The following is an 18301-nucleotide window of genomic DNA, read 5'->3' as shown; positions in this document are numbered from 1 at the left end:
ATGTCGCAGGCAGCCCGGAATAGCCGGGAGTGGGAGGGTGAAACGCAGAGATCTCGTCCTAGTAATGGTTACTATCTGGCAGGGATTGCCTTCTTCTTGATGGTAGTGGGCACTATCATATGGGGAGGCTGGATGACACTGGACTGGATGAAAGATCCTAGCAGATTACCACTCTCGAAGCTGGTATTGACTGGTGAACGTCATTACACCACGAATGATGATGTAAGACAGGCTATTTTGTCCCTGGGATCTCCCGGAACATTTATGACTCAGGATGTCAACGTCATTCAGGAAAAGATTGAACAATTGCCATGGATTCGGCAAGTCACTGTCCGGAAACAATGGCCTGATGAACTTAAAATACATCTGGTAGAATACGTACCTTATGCGCGTTGGAATGATACCCAACTGTTGGATGCCGAAGGCCGGGTATTTAGTTTACCTATAGAGCGCAGTGCAAATGGCCAGTATCCAATGTTGTATGGGCCAGAAGGTAAAGAAAAAGACGCGTTGAATGAGTACCACACAATGGCGACTTTTCTTGAAAAACACCAGATGAAACTGAAAGCAGTGATCATGACAGCGCGTAATTCCTGGCAACTGATATTGGATAACGATATCCGTTTAGAGCTAGGAAATCGAGATAAAATGGAACGAATGAAACGTTTTGTTGAACTTTATCCTGTGTTGTTGAGAAACACTGAAAAACGTGTGGCTTATGTTGACTTACGTTATGACAGTGGTGCTGCGGTAGGTTGGGCTCCTTTATTAACTGATACGCCAGTTCCAATGAACGGGCAAAAAAACAAACAGTGACTGGTAATAATACAGAGACAGGCAGAATAACGATGATCAAATCAACGGACAGAAAATTGGTAGTTGGCCTTGAAATCGGTACAGCAAAGGTATCTGCCCTGGTTGGTGAAATTCTGCCCGATGGTATGGTTAATATTATCGGAGTAGGAAGTTGCCCATCCCGCGGCATGGATAAAGGCGGTGTCAACGATCTTGAATCGGTCGTCAAATGCGTACAGCGTGCCATTGATCAGGCTGAACTCATGGCGGATTGCCAGATATCTTCAGTCTATCTGGCGCTTTCCGGCAAGCATATTAGTTGCCAGAACGAAATTGGCATGGTGCCGGTTTCAGAAGAAGAAGTTACACAAGATGATGTGGACAGTGTTGTCCATACAGCTAAGTCAGTTCGTGTTCGTGATGAACACCGTATTTTGCATGTGATCCCACAGGAATACGCGATTGACTATCAGGAAGGGATCAAAAATCCAGTTGGACTTTCTGGTGTGCGTATGCAGGCAAAAGTCCACTTGATTACCTGCCATAACGACATGGCGAAAAACATCGTAAAAGCTGTTGAACGTTGTGGTTTGAAAGTTGATCAACTTATTTTTGCAGGACTGGCAGCAAGTTATGCCGTGTTGACCGAAGATGAACGTGAACTGGGGGTCTGTGTCGTTGACATCGGCGGTGGGACGATGGATATCGCTGTATATACTGGCGGTGCATTGCGTCATACCAAGGTGATCCCTTATGCAGGCAATGTAGTGACCAGTGATATCGCCTATGCGTTTGGTACTCCTCCCAGTGATGCTGAAACCATCAAAGTTCGCCATGGCTGCGCATTGGGTTCGATAGTTAGCAAGGATGAGAGTGTAGAAGTCCCAAGTGTGGGAGGACGCCCTCCTCGTAGCTTACAGCGTCAAACATTGGCTGAAGTGATCGAACCCCGTTATACCGAACTGCTGAACTTAGTGAACGATGAAATTTTGCGATTGCAGGAGCAATTGCGGCAGCAGGGAGTAAAACACCACCTGGCGGCAGGGATTGTCCTGACAGGAGGAGGCGCCCAGATTGATGGTCTGGCCGAGTGTGCCCAGCGGGTATTCCATACCCAGGTTCGCATTGGCCGTCCCCTGAACATCACTGGATTGACAGATTATGTGCAGGAGCCTTTCTACTCAACAGCGGTTGGACTTCTGCATTATGGCAAAGAATCCCACCTTGGCGGAGATTCCGATGCCGATAAAAGAACGTCAGTAAGTGGCTGGTTTAAGAAAGTCAGCAACTGGCTGAAAAAAGAATTTTGATTTTTTATACAGAGGCCATGACAATGTCGCCGGCCTCGATATAAAGGCACAAAACGGAGAGAAATTATGTTTGAACCACTGGAATTAACCAACGACGCGGTGATTAAAGTCATCGGCGTCGGCGGCGGCGGCGGTAATGCTGTGGAGCACATGGTGCGTGAGCGTATTGAAGGCGTTGACTTCTTTGCGGTTAACACGGACGCTCAGGCACTGCGTAAGACGGCTGTTGGTCAGACTATCCAGATTGGCAACGGCATTACGAAAGGATTAGGTGCTGGTGCGAACCCTGAAGTGGGTCGTACTGCTGCGGAAGAAGACCGCGAATCACTGCGTACTGCACTGGAAGGTGCAGATATGGTGTTTATTGCCGCTGGTATGGGTGGTGGTACGGGAACGGGGGCCGCACCTGTTGTGGCTGAAATTGCCAAAGAGCTTGGCATTTTGACCGTTGCCGTTGTCACTAAACCATTTAATTTTGAAGGCAAAAAACGGATGGCCTTCGCGGAACAAGGGATCACTGAACTGTCCAAGCATGTGGATTCACTGATCACTATTCCAAATGACAAATTATTGAAAGTCCTGGGACGAGGCATTTCCCTGTTGGATGCATTCGGTGCAGCGAATGATGTTCTGAAAGGTGCGGTTCAGGGTATTGCCGAACTGATTACTCGCCCAGGTCTGATGAACGTTGACTTCGCTGACGTTCGTACCGTGATGTCGGAAATGGGTTACGCCATGATGGGATCAGGTATCGCACAAGGTGAAGATCGTGCGGAAGAAGCCGCAGAGATGGCTATCTCCAGCCCATTGCTGGAAGATATTGATCTTTCTGGCGCACGTGGCGTTTTGGTTAACATCACAGCGGGCTTTGACCTGCGTTTGGATGAGTTTGAAACCGTTGGTAACACAATCCGTGCATTCGCTTCTGATAATGCAACGGTGGTTATCGGTACATCACTGGATCCAGATATGAATGATGAGTTGCGTGTAACCGTTGTGGCAACAGGTATTGGCATGGATAAACGTCCAGAAATCACCTTGGTGACCAATAACAAAGCTCCTCAGACAAACCCGATGGAGCGTCGTTACCAGCAGATATCTGGCGGAATCTCTTCATTGCCTGATGAGAACAAAACGGTAGCAAAAGTCGTCAATGACCAAAATGCACATACAAGCAAAGAGCCTGATTATCTGGACATTCCTGCATTTTTGCGTAAGCAGGCTGATTAATTGCTAAAAAATTGGTTTCTCCGCTTTTTGTGTTAAACTATCCTGCCAGTCATACATTATAGTGATTGGCGGGATAAGTAACATTGCGAGATATAAACGATGATCAAACAAAGGACACTAAAACGTATTGTTCAAGCGACCGGCGTCGGTTTGCACACCGGTAAAAAAGTCACGCTGACAATGCGTCCAGCGCCGGCTAATACCGGGGTCATCTATCGTCGTACTGACTTGAATCCTCCGGTTGATTTTCCGGCAGATGCCAAATCTGTGCGTGATACTATGCTCTGTACTTGTCTGGTGAATGAGCATAATGTGCGTATTTCAACGGTTGAACATTTGAATGCAGCGCTGGCAGGTTTAGGGATCGATAATATTGTTATTGAAGTCGATGCACCAGAGATCCCGATTATGGATGGCAGCGCTAGCCCGTTTGTTTTCCTGTTATTGGATGCGGGTATTGAAGAGCTGAATGTAGCGAAGAAATTCGTGCGAATAAAAGAAAGCGTCCGTGTGGAAGATGGTGATAAATGGGCTGAATTAGCACCTTATCATGGTTTCAGTTTGGATTTTACCATCGACTTTAACCATCCGGCGATTGATGCGAGTACCCAGCGCTATGGCCTGGAGTTCTCTGCGGATTCATTTGTTCGTCAGATTAGTCGTGCGCGTACTTTCGGATTTATGCGTGATATTGAGTATTTGCAATCTAAAGGTTTGTGCCTCGGTGGCAGCTTTGATTGTGCGATTGTCGTTGATGATTACCGTGTACTCAATGAAGATGGTTTGCGTTTTAAAGATGAATTCGTCCGCCATAAGATGTTGGATGCTATCGGCGATCTATTCATGTGTGGGTATAATATCATTGGTGCCTTTACTGCGTTTAAATCAGGCCATGCACTAAACAACAAGTTACTGCAAACTGTTTTAGCACAGGAAAGCGCTTGGGAATTTGTCACATTTGAAGATGAAGCTGAAATGCCATTGGCCTTCCGCGCGCCATCACTGGTGTTGGCCTAATGGCTGACATGGGTATTGATAAAGAATGTTGAGAACATTCCTATGATGCACCAATGGGTTATGTTATCTATCACGCTTCTTTCGCTGATGTTTTTTATTCGGCGCTAACGCTTCTTTTTGGCTGTACTGGTACCCTCTCCGGCCAGCGCAGCCAACCGCTCTAGTCTCTTTTTCAATTTTTCAGGGCTATTTTCAGCTAACATCATTAATGTTTTTGCACTTTCATGACTGAGCTGGCGCTTTGGTAATTCCTGATTATCATTACTGGATGTTTTGGTTGATGATTTTGAGAATCTTTGTTCATTATTATCACGCTTAACCATTAATGATGGGTTAATCCTGATGTCGATTGAAGATAAAGATGGTAGAATTTCGCTTCTCAATGTAGACAGCAAGACAGGAATTTCATAACGCAGCCGGGTCATCCAACTGGCATTTCCTGCTTCCAGTACCAGAATTTGTTTGCGATAATTAGCAACCCTGCACCATGGATGCAATTGTGCAGGAAGCAAACTGAGAACGGCACGGTTGAGTTTCAGTAATGCGATGGCATGTTGTTGGATGATCTGAAGTGGGCTTTTTCCGACAGTTGCCGCGTCTTCAAACAGCTTATCCAGTGATTGTGGGCGGCTATCTCGCATAATAGAGGCAGTTCCAGTATTTATTAATGAAGGATTAATGAGTATTTTAAATCTTTGGCGACAATTTGGTAGGCGTTATTTTTGGTCTCACCTTTTACTGGGCATGGTTGCTACAGGAATTGGTGTTCCTACTGTTTTCGCTGGAGTGGCAGAAAGCCTGCATCATACAAATACTTCTTCTGCCCAAGGAAGCCGCCACCAGGCATTTTCCTCCTTTGAGCACTTATTTAAATTACACTTACTCCAATTAAAAAGTGTCCAGCGCCAACCCGCTAACTATTTAAATTATTGGCAGCAACATGCCGTTCGCAATGTTATCCGTCAACTTTCTTTTGCTTTTTCGATTGTAGAACCGATTAAGTACGAAGGCGCAAAAGAAAGTATCCGGATCTCTTCTCCCTCCATGCAACGACTTATGCTGGATACGTTGTATGCCATGCTGACACAAGCACCAACGCCATTTGAAGAAATTGTCTCAGATGTTGCGATGGCTCCTGCTACTCATACTCCAGCTCTCTGGGTCGCTAAAGTTCAGGGAATTAGGGCAGGGCCAACGTCCAATCATCTCTTTTTGCTTTAATCGTGCTGTCTTATTTAAGTTTAATAAGGCAATTTTTAAGGAATGATTGATTGGCTACAACATAGCCCTATCTGAGATGTACTAATTATGCTGATTAAATTACTGACAAAAATTTTTGGTAGCCGTAATGACCGTACCTTGCGTCGTTTACGCAAAGTAGTTGATGAAATCAACCGCATGGAACCGGACTTTGAAAAACTCTCTGATGAAGAATTGAAAGCGAAAACGGCGCAATTTCGTACCCGTTTAAAAGAGGGAGAATCGCTGGATAAAATTCTGCCAGCAGCGTTTGCTACTGTGCGTGAAGCCAGTAAACGTGTATTTGGTATGCGTCACTTTGATGTGCAGTTATTGGGCGGGATGGTCTTGAATGAACGCTGCATAGCAGAGATGCGCACGGGTGAAGGTAAGACACTGACTGCAACATTGCCAGCTTATCTTAATGCCCTCAGTGGCAAAGGTGTCCACATTGTTACCGTGAACGATTACCTGGCACAGCGCGATGCTGAAAATAACCGCCCACTATTTGAATTCCTTGGCTTAAGTGTCGGTATTAACTTACCGGGTATGCCATCACCGGCAAAACGTGAAGCTTATGCTGCGGATATCACTTACGGTACTAATAATGAGTTTGGCTTTGACTATTTGCGTGACAATATGGCATTTAGTCCAGAAGAACGAGTCCAACGCAAATTGCACTATGCGCTGGTGGATGAAGTTGACTCGATTTTGATCGACGAAGCCCGTACCCCACTGATTATTTCAGGACCTGCGGAAGACAGCTCTGAGCTTTATATCAAAGTAGACAAGCTAATCCCGAAACTGGTTCGTCAGGAAAAAGAGGACTCAGATACTTTCCAAGGAGAAGGACATTTCTCTGTTGATGAAAAAACACGTCAAGTTAACCTGACAGAGCGTGGTCTGGTATTGATTGAAGAGTTATTGGTGGATGCTAAATTGATGGATGAAGGTGAATCTTTGTATTCACCAACCAATATCATGCTGATGCACCATGTGACGGCCGCTCTGCGCGCTCACGCCTTGTTTACCCGCGATGTTGATTACATCGTGAAAGAGGGTGAGGTTATCATCGTTGATGAACATACTGGGCGTACCATGCAAGGGCGTCGTTGGTCTGATGGTTTGCACCAGGCTGTGGAAGCGAAAGAAGGTGTCGAGATTCAAAATGAAAACCAGACGCTGGCTTCAATCACATTCCAGAACTATTTCCGTATATACGAAAAACTGGCAGGGATGACAGGAACAGCCGATACGGAAGCCTTCGAATTCAGATCCATTTATAAATTAGATACCATTGTTATTCCAACCAATCGCCCAATGATCCGTCAGGATTTACCGGATCTGGTCTATATGACAGAAGCGGAAAAAATTGAGGCGATCATTGAAGACATCAAAGCGCGGACAAGCAGTGGTCAGCCTGTTTTGGTGGGGACAATCTCGATTGAGAAATCGGAACTTGTGTCTAACGCATTAACGAAAGCGGGTATTGCACATAACGTCCTGAACGCAAAATTCCACGCATTGGAAGCCGATATCATTGCGCAGGCTGGTCAGGCTGGCACAGTGACTATTGCAACCAACATGGCAGGACGTGGTACAGATATCATGTTAGGGGGCAGTTGGCAGGCGGAAATTGCTAAATTGGAAGAACCAACTGAAGCACAGATTGATAAAATCAAGGCAGAATGGCAAGAGCGTCATGATGCAGTATTGGCAGCAGGTGGCCTGCATATTATTGGTACGGAACGTCATGAATCACGCCGCATAGACAACCAGTTACGTGGTCGTGCGGGCCGTCAGGGGGATGCGGGTTCTTCACGTTTCTACCTCTCAATGGAAGATTCCTTGATGCGCATTTTTGCTTCCGATCGTGTGACCGGTATGATGCGTAAACTTGGTATGCAGCCAGGAGAAGCGATCGAACACCCATGGGTGACTAAAGCGATTGCGAATGCTCAGCGTAAAGTTGAGAGCCGTAACTTTGATATTCGTAAACAATTGCTGGAATATGATGATGTTGCGAACGATCAGCGTCGGGCGATTTATGCTCAACGTAACGACTTGCTCGATGTGAGCGATGTCAGTGAAACTATCACCAGCATCCGCGAAGATGTCTTCAAGGTAACTATTGATGCTCATATTCCACCGCAATCACTGGAAGAAATGTGGGATATTGAAGGATTACAAGAACGTTTAATCAACGATTTCGATTTGAATTTGCCAATCAAAGAGTGGTTGGATAAAGAGCCTGAACTGCACGAAGAAACATTGCGTGAACGTATTCTTGAAAACGCGATCGAAATTTATAAGCAAAAAGAAGAAATTGTCGGTGCAGAAATGATGCGTAACTTTGAAAAAGGCATCATGTTGCAAACCCTGGATACATTGTGGAAAGAGCATTTGGCGGCGATGGATTACCTCCGTCAGGGCATTCACTTGCGTGGTTACGCTCAAAAAGATCCAAAACAGGAGTATAAACGCGAATCTTTTGCCATGTTTGCCAATATGCTGGAATCACTGAAATATGAAGTGATCAGTACCTTGAGTAAAGTTCAGGTTAGAATGCCGGAAGAAGTTGAGGCGCTTGAACAGCAGCGTCGTGAAGAAGCTGAGCGTTTGGCAAAACAACAACATTTGAGCCATGAAGTTGAACAGGGTGCGTTGATGTCAAAAGCCGAAGCTCAAATGGCGACGGGAGAGCGTAAAGTTGGACGCAATGATCCTTGCCCATGTGGTTCTGGCAAAAAATATAAGCATTGCCACGGTCGTTTATAAGTAGAGTAAGTTTATCAGCAGAAAGTCGTGCCAATAGCGAATCCAGTTACTATTGGCACGAGTTAATTTATTGAAAACCAAAAGCTGGATGATAATGGAGATCATTCCGGCTTGCAAATCAATGTGATTGTTTATATCTCCTCGCTGCGCGAGGAGATATAAGACGCATCTTAAAAGGCGATTGATATAATCAATTCTCTTTTTTCACCCTGAATAAATAGCGTTTCAAAATGATAGGAGTATTCCTTACCCTACGCGCCGCGCGGGGTAAGGAACCCCAACATCTGATACTCTCAGTATTATGAAAACCTATTTATATTTTAAATTATTCAAGGTGAACGGTTGCTGGGGTGATATCCTATTGTCATGTTATTTCCTTTGGATTATTGACATGAGATGCTGAATTATCCCAAATAAATTCTTTCTTCCGGTAATAAATCGTAAGCCATATCCAGTTTATTCATTTTTACCAACTCATGAATACGATGTGCTTTACTCGTTATATCCTCGATGTTGATAATCCATTGGTTGACATAATGTTCCACAGCCTGATTACGCAGACCAATCTGTATGGTTCTCTGTTCTAATTTATTTAAATTAATGTCTCGTTCAGGGTCCCATTGAATAACCACATCACTTTGTTGAACTTCTTTTTTCCATTCTTCCTGAGAATGAAACAAATCAGGGTCATAATGACTAATAACACCTTGTTGAAGAATTTCTCTAAATCCCTCATGCGTGATATCAATAGCCAGAATACGTTCCTGACCACGATCTTTCATTCCCCAGCCAGAACGATACATCATCCATAAGAATGAGGGTTTAATCCATGTCATGCGCGTCATACTAAAAGGTGGAGAAACGAAAGTGTTATTTTTAACGGCGCTGTTAGCAATGACAGTAGAATACGCCTGATATACTCTAACTGATTGTGGAGTGTAAAATGCTTTTATTGGGTTGTTTTTATATGTAAATATGGTCATTTTTTGCTACTTAATTGTCATTTATTATGCTATGTTAAGGTGGATATAACAAAACCGGAAGATCATGGAAACCTTTTCGGCTGTTATTTTGACTATCTCACCGATTATTTTAAATATCTTTTCAATTGATTAAGTGCATTTTCTTTAATTATTTTATTATCTGATATTGAAAGTATTTTTAACTTTTCCAGCGCTTCAGGTGTACCTATATCACCCAATCCCCAAATGCATTTTACAGCTAAAGCATAACTGTCATCAAAATCTAGATATTCCAATTCAAATGTTGATACCTTATATAACGCATCAACACTAGAAGGTTTTCTATATTTATGCAATAGCCTTGCTAAATCTTCGTGTTTATAATGCCACTGTGCTAATATTAATTCGTTCAATATGTGAATGCATTTATATTCATATCCTACGATTGCAGCCAAATATAGAAAACTATCAATAGCATCAGCATCTTTTTTTTATTGATAATTCAATATCATGGCAAATATCTATTTTTCCAAAAAAATCGATATACCGTTGGACAAGAGTTTCTTTGTCGATCTCTTTTCCCATAAATGAATCTATGAGTTCTATTTTTTTACTCTGCATATTAATCAACCTTTTTTATATCTTTTATTCTTTCAAATTTTTATATATTTTCATTAAATACATCTAGAGCTTTACCTTTACCAAGTCCTACATTTATTTGTTCACCTTCTGCTTTAAAATAAGCATTATATTTATTCCATCCTTTGCTAATTACTGGCACATCAGGATATTCCTTCATCGTGATTTTGGACGTGTCTCTTACTCCAATTTGTTCCAGAACTTTTGTTGTAAATGGCGTTTCAAAATAATAGGAGTGTTCCTTACCCCGCGCGGCGCGCGGGGTAAGGAACTCCAACATCTGATACTCTCAGTATTATGAAAACCTATTTACCAGGATTTAAGTCAAAACGAACAAGTGTACCTGTATAGCTTTCAGAAAAGCCTTAGGTTGGGGATAAAAATGTTTCCGAAGTTGGTTTCAACTGCCTTGTCTGAAGCAAATGTTCATAATGTTCAAAAGACATTGAACGATAATAGGTCTCAAAAGCTCCAGCATCCCTAGCGGATCTTAGGGATGATTCCGGTGCGGTCATACTGTTTTAAGTGATTTTTTTCTTGACTATCAGATTGTTAAAGAGCCGTTTTTTACCTGTTCCGCCCATCCCCGCGAACCTAAAACGTCGATAGGCATTTTGGGGCTGTTTAACCTGTTTGCCCGGTGTACTTTTGCCCTGTTTCCGCTGTCAGCCGTTATGCAGTATAGCGCCCCTTTTCCCTTGTTATTAACTGAATAGCCTGTTTTTGTGCGGTTTTTCACGGGAACGAGCAAGGAGCACAGCGACTGCGAGCCGCGCGCAGCCAGTGCAGCGAGGTTGGGACGGAGGCACGGTGTTCCGCTTTTTGGCAGGGACCCGCGATAAATTTAGCGGGAAGATGGCTTAAACAGGCTGGATTCGATATTGGCGGCACACTGACCGTTAAAATTATGGACGGCTGTCTGGTGCTCATCCCTGACAGCGAGACACCCGCACCATTAAGCAATAGTACCAGCGCCAGCAAGACCAGCTCAGTGAGATTAAGCTCAAGATGCGGGAACTGCTTGGCGGCGACAAAAGCCGCTAAGGGCAGGGGGTAAACCGCTCTTAAAAAGAAGAAAGCCGGAAGATCACGGGGATCTTTCCGGCTTTCTCTAAACTCATAAATTAATTATTTTGTCGTAATGATTCAATCCATTTAAAATGGAATTCTCTTTGTTCTTCTGGAGTAACATCAACATCTTGATCTTCAAAATAAAATATATGAACCGTATCTTCAGATGAGGCATGTTGACCTAATGTATTTTCATAAGCCACTATTCCATCTGACATATCCCTCGACATAGCCGATGGATATACATTTATTTTTGCACCTTTACAAAGAAAAACTATATCTTTTAATTGGTTTCTTAAATCTATAAGGCATGAAAAATAATCAGTGTCATTTGATTCTGCCAATTGATTGTTATTATGAAATATTCTTAAACAACAATGCCTATCAGGAGAAGTAATCAAATGTAATTCAGCTTCTTCTTTTTTCCCATTTATTATTATGTTGATTTTTCTTTTATCGACATCTGTCATTTTCCATACCTCTTTGGATTTAAAATAGTATAGTCCCACATTTCTCCATCGGCATTAACTGCTCTGGCACCTAATATATCTTCAGATTTGACACCTCCAGGCATTGCAATCTCTACTTCAGTTGGATAAGGACTATCCTTGCCTAAAACTTTATTTACATCTATACCATGGTTAGTTTTCATGGTGTACATATAGCCACTTTTTTCTCCATATTTTGTCGCAAATTTAATGGTTTCTTTCGGAACAAGAGTAGTGCTGACAAAATCACTTGGAGGATTTTTATTATCCCATGCATGCTTAAGCAAATCTTTGCTTGGGCCAAGTGTCTCAAATCCTTTTTCAAAAATTTCAGTGAAGCTTCGTGTATCTCCGCGATACGTTATAAGATAATCCCCTTTATTCCCCTGTGCCCCAGCCAACCCAAACGGGTCTACCCAACCAGTCGGATTATGCACGTATCCATAAGGATTATATCCACCCAGCAATCCGATGGGATCACTCGATATGTACTGAGCAGTCTCCGGCGAGTAATAACGGTGCCGATTGTAAAAAAGGCCCGACTCCTCATCAAAATACTGGCCTAAAAACCGGAAGTGACACTGAACATGGTGATCCGGGTGATGAGACGGCACGCCGCCGCGTTTTTCGGCGTGGCCCCAGGTGGTCAGGTGCTGGCCCCAGACCATCTCCCCTTGTTCATCCAGCAGTTCCCGTACGGTGGGGCATCATCTCCGAGGCAGTCATACCCACACGGCTTCGCCAGCCCGCACAGGGCAAGGCTTGCAAAGAAGCGAACGGCGGCCATTTTGCTCTGCCAACTTTTTTGACCCCGACGTGCATTTTGGGGCTGTGGGGAGTGGCACGCTATCACAATGGTACGCCGCTATGAATCAGGTGAAGTACAGCCTACGCTGGATGTGATACGTAAGCTGTCCCGTGCTCTTTCTGTGAGAGCAGATACGCTGATTTTTGATGAAGGTGAACGAGGGCCGGATGAAGAACTGCTTTTACAGTTTGAAGCGGTTAGCCAATTTTCCCCTGAAGAGAAGGAAGTGGCGCGGGTTCTTCTGGAGTCATTGATTTTAAAGCATGACGCCAACCGATTCAGTCGGAGTAAATAGAACTGGCAGCTAAGTAGAGAGAATGTTTTTAACGCGGTTCGGCCGTGTAGGAGCACGACCTAGCCGCTAACCACAAGCAACTATAGGAGTAGTTACTATGGCTAAGGCGCATTCTAGGCAAAACCGTGCCGTAAATAAAGCGGCAAAAACCGAACGTTATTACACCGTGGGATACGTGCCGCAAAATGACAAGGCCAATGCCCCACCTGCGATACACCTGAAAGGGCAGTGGCTTAAGCAGGCCGGGTTTGAGATTGGCGGCACACTGACCGTTAAGATTATGGACGGTTGTTTAGTGCTCATTCCTGACAGTAACGAGACTTACAGCCTCAAACAGCAATACCAGCGCCAGCGAGAGCAAATCAGTGAAATTAAGCTGAGAATGCGGGAACTGCTTGGCGACTACAACAGCAACTAAGGGCAGGGAGTGAGCGGCTCTTGAAAAGAACAAAGCCGGAAGATCACGGGGATCTTTCCGGCTATTTTATTAAAATAAGGAAGAAAGTTTTTCTAAATAGTCAATATCATCAATGACCCAATACTTTTCATCCTTAGGCAAAATACTTTCATCAAATTTACGCATAAAATCAACGAACTCACCATTCCAACCATCTGGAACATATCTTTCTACAGGTATTTTTCCTGGGCATGGATAGCATGCACTTAATTTTTTTGAATCAAAATCAATGAATGCCATTGGAAATAGCTCGTGAGAGTCCCACCAAGAAGAAGAGTCTTGTATTTTTTCTTTAAATTCCTTTAGTTTTTTATTATCAACCTTAAAAGGAAAAATATTTTCAAGAAATTTTTCTTTAGTGCAATCATTAACAATTAAAATACCGAATCGATCATCAGCACTGTCTTCTGGACAAGCTATGCCATTGTCAACAAAATCCTTATGCCATTTTTGTCTATCTAGCACCCATATCTCTCTGTCTGCTTGATACCAAGTAATAATGTTATCGTTCTTTATTGCAACAACAACATTATCATCGGCTAATAAATCATCATCTTCCTCAAACATATAACCACCTTAATTTATTTTTTTACTTTTCCAGAGCCGGGAACAGCATTTTCTTCTAGCCACTTAGTCCACACTTTAGGGAATTCGTATGAGTCACCGGGAGTTGTTGGATCTACTATTTTAGGTGCCATTCCCTTCTGATTTAATGGATTTGTCTTATAACCTTTTTGCGGAATGGCATTTTCCTTAATAAATTCGTTAAGCCATTTAGGTATTTCGAATGAAACGATTTCAGCATCTCCTCCCCTAATATTCTTAAAGTGCTCAGCATGTTTAGTATCACCAATACTAATATTTAAAGTGGCATTTTGAATTTTAGGGTTTCCTGCATCATCTATTCTTATTCGGTGATGACTTGCATTGGGAGGTATTCCTCCTTGAACTCTAAACACTGTGACGGTATCCCCATTATCTCCTTTATTGCCAAATCCACCTGTCAACCCATAGGGGTCGATCCAATTAGAGGGGTTATGCACATACCCGTAAGGATTAAGGCCGCCTTTCAGCCCAATGGGATCAGGGCTGATGTACTGCGCAGTCTCCGGCGAGTAGTAGCGGTGCCGATTGTAAAAAAGACCCGACTCCTCATCAAAATATTGCCCTAAAAACCGGAAGTGACACTGAACATGGTAATCCGGGTGATGGGACGGGACGCCGCCGCGTTTTTCGGCGTGGCCCCAGGTGGTCAGGTGCTGGCCCCAGATCATCTCCCCTTGTTCATCCAGCAGTTCCCGTACGGTGCCCTGATGATCATGGATAGCATAATGCAGTTTGCCGCGCTCAAAACGCGCCGCTGGCGTCAGGCTGCCCGGCTCATACAGCCAGCGCACGCGCTTCTCTTCCAGCCGGGTGCCGTCACGCTGAAACGGCACTTCCTCAATCAGCTGGTCACCGCTCCACAGGTAATCATAACCGCCCAGCGCCTTGGGATTATCCGGCAAATCCGGCTTGCCCGCCAGCCACAGTTGCAAATTAGCGGCGGTCAGTTTTCCATCGCGTTCTTTGATTTTGCGAATTCGCCTACCAAACGGGTCGTAGCAATACTGCCAGCGCGAGCCATCCGGGGTTTCTAAGTGGGTAAGCTGGTTTTGGGTATCCCAGCGGTAACGCCAGACCTGGGGGCGGAAGCCGTCATACTGTTCGATTTTTTCGATAAGTCTGCCGTTATCATCATAGTGATAACGCGAATCCCCCCGTTGTACCACCCGGCCAGCCTGCTGGTGTTGTGTAAACTGTTCCATTGCGCCCTGCGCATCAACAGGCAAATGTTGGCGCAGGTTGCCGTTGGCATCGTAACTGAATTGCTCTTCATGGGGGCGTAACCCCTCGAACAGCGTGTGTACTATCTGGTCGTTGGTATTATAACGGTAGCGGGTTTGCCCCCAATTGTCGTCAATAACCCGGACATTATGCGCCCGGTCGTATTGCCAGCTCCGGTTGACGGCGGTCGCCTGGGGAGGAAAATGCGGATCGTTTTGTGACAGCGCCTCTTGGAAAAAGGCACTGTCCCGCCCGGCTGACTGATGGGCCAGTAAACCCGTTGCGGTATAACGGCTGGCAAGGATAAATCCGCGGGCACTTTCGCGTACCGTTTCCCGTCCCAGTGCATCGTGCCGGAGTGTCAGTGGGGCATGTTGGTTAAACTGAAAATGATTCAGCGCGCCTGATAACGGGTGATAGCCAAAGTGCAGGGTGTGCCCCTCCAGGCTTTCACTGATCAGCCGCCCGGTCAGGCTGTCCCATTCGCGGGTGATTTCCCGCCCATTGATACGCTCACAAATCGGCAGGCCCGTGGTCTTGTCATACTCATATTCCACCACGGCATCGGCATTGGCGGCTTTCACCAGTTGATGGCGTTTGTTGTATTCGTACGTGGTGGTTGCTTTCAGTACCCACTGATTTTCTTCTGGCTGCCCGCTTTCCTGTCTGACCAGCAACCCCGCCGCGGAATAGTGCCAGCGCAGTTGCTGACCATCGGGGTATTGCACCTGGGTGCGACGTCCCAGTTTATCGTACTGATATTCCAGGGTGCGGCCGGTAAAATCGGTTTCGCGGATAATCTGGCCGGCCGCATCCCGCTCATAACGGTAAGTTTCGCCGGTGGACGCCGTGACCGATTGCAGGCGGGTCAGACGGTCATAGCCAAAGTGCAGCGTCGTGCCATCGGGACGGGTCACCTGTGTTAGCAGATCAAACGCGCCGTATGTGTAGCGCGTGGTGCGCTCTTCGCCGTCAGTCACCGCTACCACACGTCGTTCGCTGTCATATTCAAGATACTGGGTGACGCCATCGGGCAGGGTGATGTCGGTCAGGCTGCCATTAAGACCGGCATGGTCGTCGCTGTAGCGGTAGCGGGTCTGTTGTTTCAGGGCATTCGTGATCCCACGCAGGCGTCCCAGCATGTCCAGTGCCAGTTCAGTCGTCTCGCCGTCCGGGGTCATGATGTTCGCCAGGCGCAGCTGTTGGTCGTAGGTATAGTGCCACTCGCGGCCATCGGGGAGGAGGCGCCGGCATAGTTCACCGTGGGTGCCGTAGTGGTACGCCTCCTTGTGCCCCAGTGGATTGGTCAGTTCGGTGAGGTTACCCTGCTCATCATAGTGATAGCGCCAGCGTTCACCCGTTGGCAGGACACTTTCAATAAGCTGCCCGTGTTCGTCATAGCCATAGGCAAAAATGTCACCGGTAGGCAGAACCATTTCGGTCAGGGCACCGTCGGGATTGTAGGCAAAGGTAGTGACATGGCCGGCGGGATCTTCTTCCCATATTTTCTGGCTGTTTTGCCACTGGCGGCGGGTGACGCGCCCCAGCGGGTCAATCTCCCGGATAACCTGCCCGTCCGGGTTATAGATGAACCGGCTTTCGCCGCCTTCCGCATCCAGATAGGTGGTGGTGCGGGTGCCCTCGTCATAGCGAAAACGGTCACACCAGTAACCACTGGGCGAGGCGGTGCTGAGCACGCGTCCACGCTCATCGTAGGTCACCGACAGGTCGGTCTGGTCGGTGTCGTGCCAGCGGGTCATCCAGCCCTGTGCGTTGTATTCATGCCACAGGTGGTTATGCTGGAAGGCATTGCACTCTGCCAGATAGCCGTGTGCATCATAGCCGCAGGTGACCCAGCGCTGTTGGTGGTCACCATCAATCAGATCAATCGCTTGCAGTTGCCCGTCCTGATAGTCCAGTACCAGCCGGATACCGTCATTACGCACGACTGCCGTTAACCGATCCTGTTTGTCGTAATGGAAATAAATGGTGTTTTGGCGGCGGTCGGTAATGGCAGACAAACGGCGGATATTGCCCGTTATGGCGTTGAAATGATGGGTGAGCTGGGTTCGGCTGTCCGTCAGGCTCAGTGCGCCGTCCCGCTCACCGGTCAGCAGGCAGTGGGGCAGGTGCTTATTTCGGGACGAGACGGTGTTATCCGGTGTGGGGTAGTCGTAAACTACACCGGCGGCATCCGTGTAAAGTACCCTGCCGTCACTCATCTCCAGTTGACGCGACCAGTCATCGGCCCATTTAGGTCCGAATAGCCCCTGAGGATTGGCGGTGGAGCGGTAGGTCCGGGTCAGGGTGAGGGGCAACAGGCCGGGGATTGTTATGACCGGCCAGACCTGCAGGAAGTCACCGGTGGCCATATCGACCGGGTCACCGCCCCCCGTGGTTTTTTCCGGGTTATTGCCTTGTTTGTCGCTGGACGTATTTTTGGCCTGATCCGGGGCGTGGTTTTCGGGTTTATCGATAGTTTTAGCGTCTGTTTTCGACGCCCTCTTAATGCGAGCCCCGCTCCCATCTTTAGTTTTTCCTGCTGCCTGAGTTTTCGCTTTCGCGACGCCTTTGGCTTCTTGTTTGGCAGCCCCCTTAGCGGCCGTTTTGCCGAGGGTAAAAAAGGCGCTAATGCTTTTAAGTATATTGGGTATTTCGCCTGCTAAAGATACCGTCATACCGGTATCTACTGCCATTGCTCCGCCTTCCTGCATCGGATTATCAAAACGCTTTCGTTTGGCATCCAGATTAAATTCTTGAGTATTTTGAGCGATGGCAACACTCGTGTTACGTAAACCTTCGGCCGCGCGTTTTTGTCCCAGAGCTTCCAGTTCAGCCGCACGAGCCTGTGCTTCCAGTGCAGAGGCATTCCCCTGAAGTTTTGTTACCGCTTCTGCGGCATCGACAGCCATGTTATTGACACGTTTCGCTGCGCCAATAGCCATATCAGTCGCACGAAATTTATCAGCATTCTGCCGGGCGTTCTCTGTCACAGCCTGTAAGTTTTCTGCGGCTTTTGTCTGACCGGTCATAGCCAATATAGCGGCGCGTTCTTCTGCATCGGCATTCACAGAATTTATCATACCCGTGTCAAAGTAATCTCTTATCTGCGACCAAAGCCCTTTTTCTTCTTTGGTTTCCGGAAGTATTACCGCATTAGCTTCATGCGGTGGATTGGCTGCCTGTGGTGCCTGACCGACAATTTTACCGATGGTATTGCCTTCCCCTGTCGGGCTGTCATCCCGTACCTTTTGTGGTAACGGGGAGTTCGGTTTGGGCGGTTCATTAGGGGTATCAGGCGCTTTCGGGCTGGTCGATTCTTCTGCCTGAGTAGCCGCCTTGCTGTCTGTTCTGGTTCCGTTGTTTTCTACCATGGTTTCCTGCT

The 18301-nt window shown here is 46.2% G+C and carries 16 protein-coding genes and 1 pseudogene; 9 read left to right on the top strand and 8 right to left on the bottom strand.

Features of this window, described 5'->3' with window-relative positions; all coding sequences use genetic code 11:
• The 4 genes from ftsQ (at position 1) to lpxC (ending at position 4352) form a co-directional block, all read left to right on the top strand.
• Positions 1–816 (top strand): cell division protein FtsQ, encoded by an 816-nt coding sequence (gene ftsQ / locus WDV75_RS16055; RefSeq protein ID WP_273570419.1) that lies wholly within the window; start codon positions 1–3, stop codon positions 814–816.
• A gap of 32 nt (positions 817–848) precedes the next feature.
• Positions 849–2105 carry a cell division protein FtsA gene (gene ftsA, locus WDV75_RS16050; protein ID WP_273570420.1) on the top strand — a complete coding sequence of 419 codons (1257 nt, stop codon included), beginning with the start codon at positions 849–851 and terminating at the stop codon, positions 2103–2105.
• Between the two features lie 66 nt (positions 2106–2171).
• On the top strand, positions 2172–3335 hold the full coding sequence (gene ftsZ, locus WDV75_RS16045) for a cell division protein FtsZ (protein ID WP_189758520.1): 1164 nt from the start codon (positions 2172–2174) through the stop codon (positions 3333–3335).
• Positions 3336–3434: 99 nt separating this feature from the next.
• Positions 3435–4352 (top strand): UDP-3-O-acyl-N-acetylglucosamine deacetylase, encoded by a 918-nt coding sequence (gene lpxC / locus WDV75_RS16040; protein WP_189758519.1) that lies wholly within the window; start codon positions 3435–3437, stop codon positions 4350–4352.
• Positions 4353–4456: 104 nt separating this feature from the next.
• On the opposite strand, the gene WDV75_RS16035 is transcribed toward lpxC, so the two are convergent.
• Positions 4457–4993 (bottom strand): DUF721 domain-containing protein, encoded by a 537-nt coding sequence (locus tag WDV75_RS16035; RefSeq protein ID WP_189758518.1) that lies wholly within the window; start codon positions 4991–4993, stop codon positions 4457–4459.
• A gap of 37 nt (positions 4994–5030) precedes the next feature.
• Here WDV75_RS16035 and secM point away from each other — a divergent pair, with 37 nt between their 5' ends.
• Positions 5031–5573, top strand: a complete 543-nt coding sequence (secM, locus tag WDV75_RS16030; RefSeq protein WP_273570421.1) for a secA translation cis-regulator SecM — start codon at positions 5031–5033, stop codon at positions 5571–5573.
• Between the two features lie 87 nt (positions 5574–5660).
• Positions 5661–8369 (top strand): preprotein translocase subunit SecA, encoded by a 2709-nt coding sequence (gene secA, locus WDV75_RS16025; RefSeq protein WP_273570422.1) that lies wholly within the window; start codon positions 5661–5663, stop codon positions 8367–8369.
• Between the two features lie 404 nt (positions 8370–8773).
• On the opposite strand, the gene WDV75_RS16020 is transcribed toward secA, so the two are convergent.
• The 3 genes from WDV75_RS16020 to WDV75_RS16010 form a co-directional block, all read right to left on the bottom strand.
• Positions 8774–9352 (bottom strand): DUF4291 domain-containing protein, encoded by a 579-nt coding sequence (locus tag WDV75_RS16020; RefSeq protein WP_273570423.1) that lies wholly within the window; start codon positions 9350–9352, stop codon positions 8774–8776.
• Positions 9353–9456: 104 nt separating this feature from the next.
• A complete protein-coding gene (locus WDV75_RS16015; protein ID WP_338860127.1) occupies positions 9457–9786 on the bottom strand; it encodes a hypothetical protein in 330 nt (109 codons plus the stop codon).
• A 206-nt stretch (positions 9787–9992) separates the two neighbouring features.
• Complete coding sequence (locus WDV75_RS16010) at positions 9993–10250, bottom strand: hypothetical protein (protein WP_273570425.1); 258 nt, start codon at positions 10248–10250, stop codon at positions 9993–9995.
• A 432-nt stretch (positions 10251–10682) separates the two neighbouring features.
• Between WDV75_RS16010 and WDV75_RS22180 the strand changes: the two genes are divergently transcribed.
• On the top strand, positions 10683–11027 hold the full coding sequence (locus tag WDV75_RS22180; protein ID WP_422399069.1) for a SymE family type I addiction module toxin: 345 nt from the start codon (positions 10683–10685) through the stop codon (positions 11025–11027).
• Between the two features lie 67 nt (positions 11028–11094).
• Here WDV75_RS22180 and WDV75_RS16000 read toward each other — a convergent pair whose 3' ends face one another.
• Complete coding sequence (locus tag WDV75_RS16000; RefSeq protein ID WP_273570426.1) at positions 11095–11511, bottom strand: hypothetical protein; 417 nt, start codon at positions 11509–11511, stop codon at positions 11095–11097.
• Positions 11508–12230, bottom strand: a pseudogene (locus WDV75_RS15995) (RHS repeat-associated core domain-containing protein); the annotation flags it as partial. The gene WDV75_RS16000 and the pseudogene WDV75_RS15995, both read right to left, overlap by 4 nt.
• A 153-nt stretch (positions 12231–12383) precedes the next feature.
• Here WDV75_RS15995 and WDV75_RS15990 point away from each other — a divergent pair.
• Entirely contained in the window at positions 12384–12632 is a 249-nt protein-coding gene (locus WDV75_RS15990; RefSeq protein ID WP_273570427.1) for a helix-turn-helix domain-containing protein, read from the top strand.
• 97 nt (positions 12633–12729) lie between these two features.
• Entirely contained in the window at positions 12730–13050 is a 321-nt protein-coding gene (locus WDV75_RS15985; RefSeq protein ID WP_273570428.1) for a SymE family type I addiction module toxin, read from the top strand.
• A gap of 69 nt (positions 13051–13119) precedes the next feature.
• On the opposite strand, the gene WDV75_RS15980 is transcribed toward WDV75_RS15985, so the two are convergent.
• Together WDV75_RS15980 and WDV75_RS15975 are read right to left on the bottom strand one after the other, a co-directional pair.
• Positions 13120–13656, bottom strand: a complete 537-nt coding sequence (locus WDV75_RS15980; RefSeq protein WP_273570429.1) for a hypothetical protein — start codon at positions 13654–13656, stop codon at positions 13120–13122.
• Between the two features lie 14 nt (positions 13657–13670).
• Entirely contained in the window at positions 13671–18290 is a 4620-nt protein-coding gene (locus WDV75_RS15975; protein ID WP_338860123.1) for an RHS repeat-associated core domain-containing protein, read from the bottom strand.
• Positions 18291–18301 lie beyond the last annotated feature (11 nt).

The organism is Xenorhabdus griffiniae (assembly GCF_037265215.1).
GTDB classification, from domain to species: Bacteria; Pseudomonadota; Gammaproteobacteria; order Enterobacterales; family Enterobacteriaceae; genus Xenorhabdus; species Xenorhabdus griffiniae.
This window is presented reverse-complemented; position numbering and strand designations above follow the sequence as displayed.

Excerpts from the sequence above, each read along its gene's own strand:
- ftsQ (WP_273570419.1), top strand. The coding sequence starts at position 1 with ATGTCGCAGGCAGCCCGGAATAGCCGGGAGTGGGAGGGTGAAACGCAG.
- ftsA (WP_273570420.1), top strand. The coding sequence starts at position 849 with ATGATCAAATCAACGGACAGAAAATTGGTAGTTGGCCTTGAAATCGGT.
- ftsZ (WP_189758520.1), top strand. The coding sequence starts at position 2,172 with ATGTTTGAACCACTGGAATTAACCAACGACGCGGTGATTAAAGTCATC.
- lpxC (WP_189758519.1), top strand. The coding sequence starts at position 3,435 with ATGATCAAACAAAGGACACTAAAACGTATTGTTCAAGCGACCGGCGTC.
- WDV75_RS16035 (WP_189758518.1), bottom strand. The coding sequence starts at position 4,993 with ATGCGAGATAGCCGCCCACAATCACTGGATAAGCTGTTTGAAGACGCG.
- secM (WP_273570421.1), top strand. The coding sequence starts at position 5,031 with ATGAGTATTTTAAATCTTTGGCGACAATTTGGTAGGCGTTATTTTTGG.
- secA (WP_273570422.1), top strand. The coding sequence starts at position 5,661 with ATGCTGATTAAATTACTGACAAAAATTTTTGGTAGCCGTAATGACCGT.
- WDV75_RS16020 (WP_273570423.1), bottom strand. The coding sequence starts at position 9,352 with ATGACCATATTTACATATAAAAACAACCCAATAAAAGCATTTTACACT.
- WDV75_RS16010 (WP_273570425.1), bottom strand. The coding sequence starts at position 10,250 with ATGTTGGAGTTCCTTACCCCGCGCGCCGCGCGGGGTAAGGAACACTCC.
- WDV75_RS16000 (WP_273570426.1), bottom strand. The coding sequence starts at position 11,511 with ATGACAGATGTCGATAAAAGAAAAATCAACATAATAATAAATGGGAAA.
- WDV75_RS15990 (WP_273570427.1), top strand. The coding sequence starts at position 12,384 with ATGGTACGCCGCTATGAATCAGGTGAAGTACAGCCTACGCTGGATGTG.
- WDV75_RS15985 (WP_273570428.1), top strand. The coding sequence starts at position 12,730 with ATGGCTAAGGCGCATTCTAGGCAAAACCGTGCCGTAAATAAAGCGGCA.
- WDV75_RS15980 (WP_273570429.1), bottom strand. The coding sequence starts at position 13,656 with ATGTTTGAGGAAGATGATGATTTATTAGCCGATGATAATGTTGTTGTT.
- WDV75_RS15975 (WP_338860123.1), bottom strand. The coding sequence starts at position 18,290 with ATGGTAGAAAACAACGGAACCAGAACAGACAGCAAGGCGGCTACTCAG.